General features: G+C 70.5%; 5 protein-coding genes and 2 pseudogenes. 5 read left to right on the top strand and 2 right to left on the bottom strand.

The window, feature by feature from the left end:
* A pseudogene (locus AC2VOK_RS08575) lies at positions 1-138 on the bottom strand (DUF2834 domain-containing protein); the annotation flags it as partial.
* A gap of 71 nt (positions 139-209) precedes the next feature.
* On the opposite strand from AC2VOK_RS08575, the gene AC2VOK_RS08570 reads away from it, so the two are divergent.
* Complete coding sequence (locus tag AC2VOK_RS08570) at positions 210-833, top strand: TetR/AcrR family transcriptional regulator (protein ID WP_428900090.1); 624 nt, start codon at positions 210-212, stop codon at positions 831-833.
* Between the two features lie 96 nt (positions 834-929).
* On the top strand, positions 930-2,522 hold the full coding sequence (locus tag AC2VOK_RS08565; protein WP_428900092.1) for a phytoene desaturase family protein: 1,593 nt from the start codon (positions 930-932) through the stop codon (positions 2,520-2,522).
* Here the strand turns inward: AC2VOK_RS08565 and AC2VOK_RS08560 are convergent.
* On the bottom strand, positions 2,447-4,216 hold the full coding sequence (locus AC2VOK_RS08560) for an AMP-binding protein (protein WP_428900089.1): 1,770 nt from the start codon (positions 4,214-4,216) through the stop codon (positions 2,447-2,449). The two genes, AC2VOK_RS08565 and AC2VOK_RS08560, sit on opposite strands and share 76 nt — an antisense overlap.
* A gap of 212 nt (positions 4,217-4,428) precedes the next feature.
* Between AC2VOK_RS08560 and AC2VOK_RS08555 the strand changes: the two are divergent.
* The 3 genes and pseudogenes from AC2VOK_RS08555 to AC2VOK_RS08545 form a co-directional block, all read left to right on the top strand.
* A pseudogene (locus tag AC2VOK_RS08555) lies at positions 4,429-6,507 on the top strand (acyltransferase domain-containing protein); the annotation flags it as partial.
* Positions 6,490-6,921: an acyl carrier protein gene (locus AC2VOK_RS08550; protein WP_428900091.1), complete on the top strand. Its 432-nt coding sequence runs from the start codon at positions 6,490-6,492 to the stop codon at positions 6,919-6,921. The pseudogene AC2VOK_RS08555 and the gene AC2VOK_RS08550, both read left to right, overlap by 18 nt.
* The gene (locus AC2VOK_RS08545) at positions 6,884-8,323 is read left to right on the top strand and encodes an acyltransferase (RefSeq protein ID WP_428900088.1); all 1,440 of its coding nucleotides are present in this window, start codon (positions 6,884-6,886) and stop codon (positions 8,321-8,323) included. Before AC2VOK_RS08550 ends, AC2VOK_RS08545 begins: the two co-directional genes overlap by 38 nt.
* Positions 8,324-8,369: the final 46 nt, after the last annotated feature.

Raw genomic sequence — 8,369 nt, 5'->3', positions numbered from 1 at the left:
GCCGACGGCGTAGTAGACGAGCTCCAGCGGGGAGAACAGGCGACCCCCGGGCGGGCGGGCGAACACCGTCGAGTTCGACGCGACGATCCAGCCGATGACGGAGAGCCCAACAACCGCGTGCACGAGAAGCGAGATCATGGGCGCAGTTTCGCCGCACCCTTCAGTGTTGTCAATATTGACAAAACCTCAGGTGCGGTAGGTTACTCCCCATGTCCAGGACCGCGCAGACCGCGCGCAGCGAGCGCACCCGGGAGGCGCTGCGCCAGGCCGCGGTGGTGCGGTTCCTTGCCCAAGGGGTCGAGGACACCTCCGCCGAGCAGATCGCCGCCGACGCGGGGGTGTCGCTGCGGACGTTCTATCGTCATTTCACGTCCAAGCACGATTTGCTGTTCGCCGATTACGACGCCGGCCTGCACTGGTTCCGGGCCGCGTTGGACGCCCGGCCCGCCGACGAGCCGATCATCGATTCGGTGCGGGCGGCCATCTTCTCGTTCCCGTACGACGTGGACGCGGTCACCAAAATCGCGTCGCTGCGCGAGGGCGAGCTCGACCCGAGCCGGATCGTCCGCCACATCCGGGAGGTCCAGGCGGACTTCGGCGACGCCGTGCAGGCGCAGCTGCGGCGACGTAGCTGCGCGGCGGAGTCGCGCGGGCAGTCCCCGGACGCCCGGCTGCGCATCGCGGTGACTGCGCGCTGCATCGCGGCCGCGGTGTTCGGCGCGATGGAGGTCTGGATGCTCGGCGAGGATCGCTCGCTCGGCGAACTCGCGCGGGTGTGCCATGCGGCGCTGGAGTCGCTGCGGGCCGGCATCACCGGCGCCGGGGTCCCCTGACCCAACTTTCGTCAATATTGACAAAACTTTCGGTTCATGCCAGCCTCCCCTCATTCCCGGAGGCTGGACGTGGCCTCCCCATTCCTGGAGCTGGACATGACGGTTGACGCGATAGTCGTCGGTGCCGGGCACAACGGGCTGACCGCGGCGGTCCTGCTGCAAAAGGCGGGTCTGCGCACCGTGTGCCTGGACGCCAAGCTCTACGCCGGCGGGATGGCTTCCACCGTGGAGCTGTTCGACGGATACCGGTTCGAGATCGCCGGGTCGGTGCAGTTCCCGACCTCGTCGGTGGTGGTGGAGGAACTGGGCCTGGACACGCTGCCGACGATCGACCTGGACGTCATGTCGGTCGCGCTGCGCGGGATCGGCGACGACCCACTGATCCAGTACAGCGACCCGATCACGTTGTTCACCCATCTGGGCGAGGTGCACGGGGCCGACGCCGTCAACGGCATGGCCGGGCTGATGGCATGGAGCCAGGCGCCGACACGGGCGCTGGGCCGGTTCGAGGCCGGAGCCGCGCCCAAGACCTACGACGAGATGTACGCCTGCGCCACCAACGAGTTCGAGCGCTCGGCGATCGACGACATGCTGTTCGGGTCGGTGACCGACGTGCTGGACCGCTACCTGCCGGACCGTGAGAAGCACGCCGCGCTGCGCGGCTCCATGACCGTGCTGGCCGTCAACACCCTCTACCGCGGCCCGGCCACGCCCGGTAGCGCCGCGGCGCTGGCCTTCGGCCTGGGCGTTCCCGACGGCGACACCATGCAGATGAAGAAGCTGCGCGGCGGCATCGGCGCGCTCACGGCGCACCTGCGCGAGCTGCTCGAAAGCCACGGCGGCGAGGTCCGCCTGCGCACCAAGGTCACCGAGATCGTCGTCTCCGACGGGCGGGTGACCGGTGTGCGCACCGAGGCGGGCGACACCATCGCCGCCCCGATCGTGGTGTCCGGCATCGCGCCCGACGTCACAGTGGGCGAGCTGATCGATCCGGCCGCGCTGCCTGCCGACATCCGCGCCCGCTACGCGCGCACCGACCACCGCGGCAGTTACCTGCAGATGCACTTCGCCCTGGACGAGGCCCCCGTGTTCGCCGCGCCCTACGAGTCGCTCAACGAACCGGCCATGCAGGCGTCGATCGGCCTGTTCTGCACGCCCGAGGAGGTGCAGCAGCAGTGGGAGGACTGCCGGCGCGGCATCGTTCCGGCCGATCCGACCGTGGTGTTGCAGATCCCGTCGCAGAATGACCCCGACCTGGCGCCGCCGGGCAGACACGCCGCCTCGGCGTTCGCGCTGTGGTTCCCCATCGAGGGCGGCGCCGATTACGGACGGGCCAAGACCGAGATGGGTCAGCGTGTGATCGACAAGATCACCCGGCTCGCACCGAACTTCGAGCGCAGCATCACCCGGCACACCACGTTCACACCCAGGCACATGGGCGTGATGTTCGGGGCGCCGGGCGGCGACTACTGTCACGGGCTGTTGAACCCCGACCAGATCGGCCCCAACCGACCGGGACCGAGAGGTTTTGTCGGCCAACCGCTTCCGGTCGACGGGCTGTATCTGGGCAGTGCGGGTTGCCACGGTGGGCCGGGGATCACCTTCATCCCCGGCTACAACGCCGGCCGCGCGGCGCTCGAGGAACGGCGCGGTGAGACATCCAGGCGGCTGAACAGGCCGCTGTGGTAAAGCCGGGCGCATTCCGCTCGCCTGACCTTGCCGCTCGTGGTGATCGGGATGGAGCCGGGGGAGACCAGGACGACGTCGGAAACGCCCACGCCGTGCGAGGCCGAGATCGCCGCGGTCACCTCACGCGCGACCAGGCGGAGCCGGTCCGCGTCCGCATTACCGCGCGCCCCGAGTTCGACGACGGCTACCAGCTTTTCGGTACCGTCGCCCGGAACCGCGATCGCCGCGCAGCGGCCCCGGGTGATCTCCTGGATGGTCGCTTCGATGTCGTCGGGAGAATGGTTGCGCCCGTAAATGATCAGCAAGTCCTTGATGCGGCCGATCACGAACAGTTCGCCGCCGGAGACGAAGCCGGAATCGCCTGTTCGGAGCCAGGGCGACTCGGGTGTCCCCGGCGACGGCGCAGAGATTCTTTCTCCGAAGGTCCGCTCCGTGTCCCCCGGCCTCTGCCAGTAGCCGGCCGCCACGTTGTCGCCGAATACCCAGATCTCGCCGACCGTGCCCTCCGGACACTCGATGCGGGTGTCGGGATCGACGATCCGCACGAGCGGTGATGCCCGCAGGGGGTAGGCGACCAGCGCGGTGCCCGCCGCGTCCGGGCACCGCCGGGCGCGGCCCGCGGCGAGTTGCCCGGAGTCGAAGTGGGCGATCGACGCCGGTCGACCGGGATCGCCGGCCGCCACGTACACCGTGGCTTCAGCGAGTCCGTAGGAGGGTCGGAGGACCGAGGCGCGCAGGTTGAAACGGGCGAAGCGCTCGGCGAAGCGCTCGAGGGTGGCGGGTTGTACACGTTCGCTCCCGCTGAGGATGGTGTGCACGTTGCCGAGATCGAGGCCGGCCATATCGTCGTCCGACGATTTGCGCGCGGCCAGTTCGAACGCGAAATTGGGGGCCGCCGAAAATGCCCGAGAATTGTTCGCCAGCAAGTGCATCCACCGGTGAGGTCGCTGCAGGAACGACGCCGGACTCGTGAGCACGGCGTGAAATCCGCTCAATATCGGCGCGCAGATTCCGAGCACCAAACCCATGTCGTGATAGAACGGCAGCCATGACACCAGCGTGAGGTCCAACGGTGCGACGCCTCCGCTGTCAGCGAAGTAGCCGGACATCAGCTGCGCGAAATTCGTCAGGACGTTCTCGTGGGAAATCATCACTCCCGTCGGCTCACGGGTCGATCCCGATGTGTACTGCAGGTAGGCCGTGTCCGGGAAATCGGCGCGCCCGCAACCGGATGCCACCGGGGAGTCGCTGCTCAGCAAATCGGTCTCGATAATCGACGGGGCGGACTCGCACGGCAACGCCGTCACCCGCCGGACGACATCGCCGACGACGGAGGATGTCGTGAGGATTGCGGTGGGCGCGGCGTCGCGCAGCACCGAGTCGACCCGTTCGTCGGCGGCGCCGCCGAGGTCGCCGGTCAGCGGAACCGCGATGACCCCGGCCTCCAACGCGCCCAGAAAAGCCACCACATAATCGAGCCCCTGCGGCGCGAGGAGCACAGCGCGGTCACCGGGTGATGCAACAATCCGGAGTTCCCGCGCCACAGCGAGAACCCGCCGATACGTCTGCGACCAGGTGAGGCTTTCGCGGAGACCGGCCGGGTCCCGTTCGTAATCGACGAACGTGAAACCCGTGCCGTCGGGCGCCAGGGTGGCGCACTCGCGCAGCATCGCCGGAACGGACCGCTCGATCACGAGGCGCCACCCTACCCGCGGGCGATTTTGCGGCGAACCCGCGATTTCGGACTGCATCGGCGAAGCGGCCGCTACGCTGTCGCTCAACTCGGCGTGCGGACTTCGGCCTCGATGCCGGGGCGGTGCCACCCCCCCTGCCGTAGGTGCCCTGCCGGATCGGAACCGACCACCACGGCGTGAACCGCTGGCGAGAGAGGTAACGCTTGACGGACGTGGCCCCCCCACATGTGACCCCGGTCGCCGTAGTCGGCATGGCCTGCCGGCTGCCCGGGGGGATCGACTCTCCCGAGCTGCTGTGGGCGGCGCGGCTGGCTGGCGGCGACGCGGCCGCCGAATCGTCTCGGCAGCGAGGGGATCCGGACGTTTTCGACTGCGACTTCTTCGGGATCGGCGAGCGCGAGGCCGCAGCACTCGACCCCGGGCAGCGTCTGCTGCTGGAGGTCTCCTGGGAGGCGGTGGATCACGCCGGGCTGACCGCAGGGGCGCTGGCCGGCTCGGCGACCGGGGTGTTCGTGGGCCTCACGCAGGGGCCACACGGATCGCCGCGCACCGGTCACGGCACGGCGTCCGGGCGGATCGCCGACGCTATCGGGTCGCACGGCCCGGCGATGACGGTGGACACCGACTGCTCCTCCGGCCCGGGCGCGGTCCACCTGGCCTGCCGCAGCCTGCGCGAGGGAGAAAGCGATCTCGCGCTGGCCGCCGACGGGTTCGCTCCGGGCGACGGCGGCGCCGCGCTGGTGCTCAAACGGTTGTCCGACGCGCTTGCCGACGGCGACCGGGTCCTCGGCGTCGTCCGCGACGACGCGGACCCGTGCGCCGTGCGGGCCGACGGCGCGCACCCGTGGTCCGTCGGCGGGGTGCTGGGGCTGATGAAGGAGGTCCTGGCCGTCGGGCACGCGGTGATCCCGTGCGGTTCGCAGCTCGACCTCATGCCTGCAGAGCTCGATGTCCACGGCGCCGGCAGATCCGGTTCGCCGGGGCCGGCCGCGTTCCTGGTGTCGGCGTCCTCGGCCGACGCGCTGCGCGAGACCGCGGACCGGCTCGCGGACTGGGTGCACGGGCGGGCGCACTGCGTGGTGCCGTCGGACCTGGCCTACACGCTGGCGCGGCGACGCACGCACCGGGCCGTACGCACGGCGGTGATCGCCGACGGCGTCGAGGAGCTGATCGCCGGCCTGCGGGAGGTGGCCGGCGGCGACACCACGTACCGGCCCGCGGTGGGGCGCGACGACCGCGGCCCGGTGTGGGTGTTCTCCGGTGCGGGATCGCAGTGGGTTGCGATGGGGGCCGATCTGCTGACGAGCGAACCGGTGTTCGCCGCGACCGTGGCCACGCTGGAACCGCTGATCGCGCAGGAGTCGGGGTTCTCGGTGACCGCCGCGATGACCGCGCCCGAACTGGTTGCCGGGATCGCCCGGGTGCAGCCGACCCTGTTCGCGATGCAGGTGGCGCTGGCCGCCGCACTCGGGTCCTATGGGGTCTCCCCGGGTGGTGTGATCGGTTACTCGCTGGGCGAGGCCGCGGCGGCGGTGGTGGCGGGGGCGCTGTCGCTTCAGGACGGGGTGCGGCTGGTCTGCCGCAGCTCCCGCCTGATGGCCACGGTTGCCGGTCCGGTGGCGATGGCGGCGGTGGAGCTGCCCGCGTTGCGCGTGCGTTCGGAACTGACCGCCCTGGGCATCGACGACGTCGTCGTCGCGGCGGTGACCTCGCCGGTGACCGCGCTGATCGCCGGGCCCCCGGAGTCGGTCCGCACGCTGCTCACCGGGTGGGAGGGGCGTGGGGTGACGGCGCGAGAAGTGGCTGTCGATGCCCTCGGCGTGGCACATTGCCCGCACGTCGACGCCGTCCTCGACGAGCTGTCCGAGGCACTGGCGCAGCTGCGCCCGACGACCCCCCGGGTGCCCTACTACTCGGCGACCCTGTTCGACCCGCGCGAGCAACCGGCGTGCGATGCCCGCTACTGGGCGGACAACCTGCGTCACACCGTGCGGTTCTCGGCCGCGGTGCGCGCAGCGCTCGATGACGGGCACCGCGTCTTCGTCGAGCTGTCCCCGCACCCGCTGCTGATCCGGGCCGTCGAGCAAACGGCCGCGGCCGCCGGCACGCCGGTGGCCGCGTTGGCGAGCATGCGGCGGGGCGGACGGCCACCGCACGGACTGCGGGGCGTGTTCGCCGAGTTGTACGGCGCGGGCGCGGCGGTGGATTTCGCGGTGCCCTATCCGCAGGGATGCCTGCTCGACGTGCCGCCGGCGGCCTGGACACGGCGCCGCCTGCCCGGCTCCGGCGGCGTCGCGGACGCGCACGGGCGCGGCGGTGCGAGCGTCGCGGACCAGCCGCTGCCGGGGGCGCACGCACCGCCACCCGAGGACCGTGCCACGAGCGAATTCCGCGCCGAACTCGACGACCTGCCGCCGCAGGAGCGGCCCGCCCGGCTCCGGCAACTGGTCTTCGAGCAGACCGCCCTGATCCTGCGCCGCGCGGTCGACCCGGACCGGCCGCTGCCCGAGTACGGGCTGGACTCGCTGGGTGCCCTCGAACTGCGCACCCGCCTGCAGGCCGAGACGGGAATACGGCTGGCGCCCAAGGACATCAGCACCACCGCGCGCGGTCTGGCGGATCATCTCCACGAACAGCTGGACAATCGCCGAGATACAGGAGGCAGCAGTGCGAATAGGACCACTCGACGTATCGACGGTCACTGACTGGGATCCCGGTCCCGGTTCGCTGGTTTCCTGGCACCCCTCGCCGGCCGCCCGCGCCAAGGCCCTCGCCGCGCCGGTGAGCGCGGTGCCGCCCAGCTACATCCAGACCCGGCATCTGCGCAGCTTCTCCGATCAGGCCGCCCGGGGACTGGATCACTCGAGGCTGCTGATCGCCTCGGTCGACGTGGACGGCCGGTGCGATCTCCGCGCGATGTCCTACGTGATCAACGCGCACCTGCGTCGGCATGACACCTATCGCAGCTGGTTCGAGTACCGCGACGCCGACCACATCGTCCGGCACACCATCGCCGACGCCGCCGACATCGAGTTCGTGCCGACCACGCACGGCGAGCGGACGAGTCCGCAACTGCGCGACCACATCGTGGCCACACCCGGCCCGCTGCAGTGGGATTGCTTCAGCTTCGGGATCATTCAGCGCGCCGACGGCTTCACGTTCTACGCCAGCATCGACCATCTGCACGCCGACGGGCAGTTCGTCGGGGCGGGGCTCATCGAGTTCCAGACGACGTACCACGCGCTCGTCGGCGGCGCTCCGCCCCTCGTGCTGCCCCCGGCCGGCAGCTATGACGACTTCTGCGTGCGGCAGCGCGCGTACACCGCGGCGTTGACCCCGGACTCGCCGGAGGTGGTCTCATGGATCGGCTTCGCCGAGGCGAACGGCGGAACATTCCCGGCGTTCCCGCTGGCGCTGGGGGAGTGGTCGGTGCCCTGCGGCGGTGACCTGCTCGGCGTGACCCTGCTGGACCGGGAGCAAACCGAGCGGTTCGACTCCGCCTGCACCGCGGCGGGCGCCCGGTTCGTGGGGGGCATGTTTGCGTGCATCGCCCTGGCGGTCCACGAATTGACCGGCGGCGAAACCTATTACGGCCTGACACCTAAAGACACCCGTCGCACCGAGGCGGACTTCATGACGCAGGGCTGGTGCACCGGGCTGATCCCGATCACCGTTCCCGCGGCGGCGTCCTTCGGCGAGGCGGCCCGCGCCGCGCAGGCGTCCTTCGATTCGGGTGCCGACCTCGCGCAGGTGCCGTTCGAACGGGTCGTGGAACTGGTGCCGTCGCTGATCCGGCCCCGGCCGTTGTTCTCGCTGGTGAACTTCTTCGACGCCCAGGTGAGTCCGCTGTCGGTGCTGACGAAGATGTTCGGGGGCCTGCATGTCGGTGCGCACAGCGACGGCCGGGTCACCTATCCGCTGAACACGATGGTGGGCCGGTTCGACGAGACCGCTGCGAGCGTGCTGTTTCCCGGCAACCCGGTCGCCCGCGAATCCGTGACCCGGTACCTGGCGGCCCTGCGATCGGTCTGCGTGCGCGTCGCCGATGGTGAAGCCGCCGGGGCCGGCGACGACTCCGGGGCGCTTCGGCGACAGCAGGCGTGCTGACGGTGGGTGACCCGACGCGATGAACGAGACCAGCCGATGCGGTGAC

Source organism: Mycobacterium sp. TH-M116 (genome assembly GCF_057473685.1).
Note: the sequence above shows the minus strand (reverse complement) of the source record. Positions and strands in the feature narration are given on the sequence as shown.

Coding starts and splice junctions, on each gene's coding strand:
- AC2VOK_RS08565 (WP_428900092.1), top strand. CDS start 930: ATGACGGTTGACGCGATAGTCGTCGGTGCCGGGCACAACGGGCTGACC.
- AC2VOK_RS08570 (WP_428900090.1), top strand. CDS start 210: ATGTCCAGGACCGCGCAGACCGCGCGCAGCGAGCGCACCCGGGAGGCG.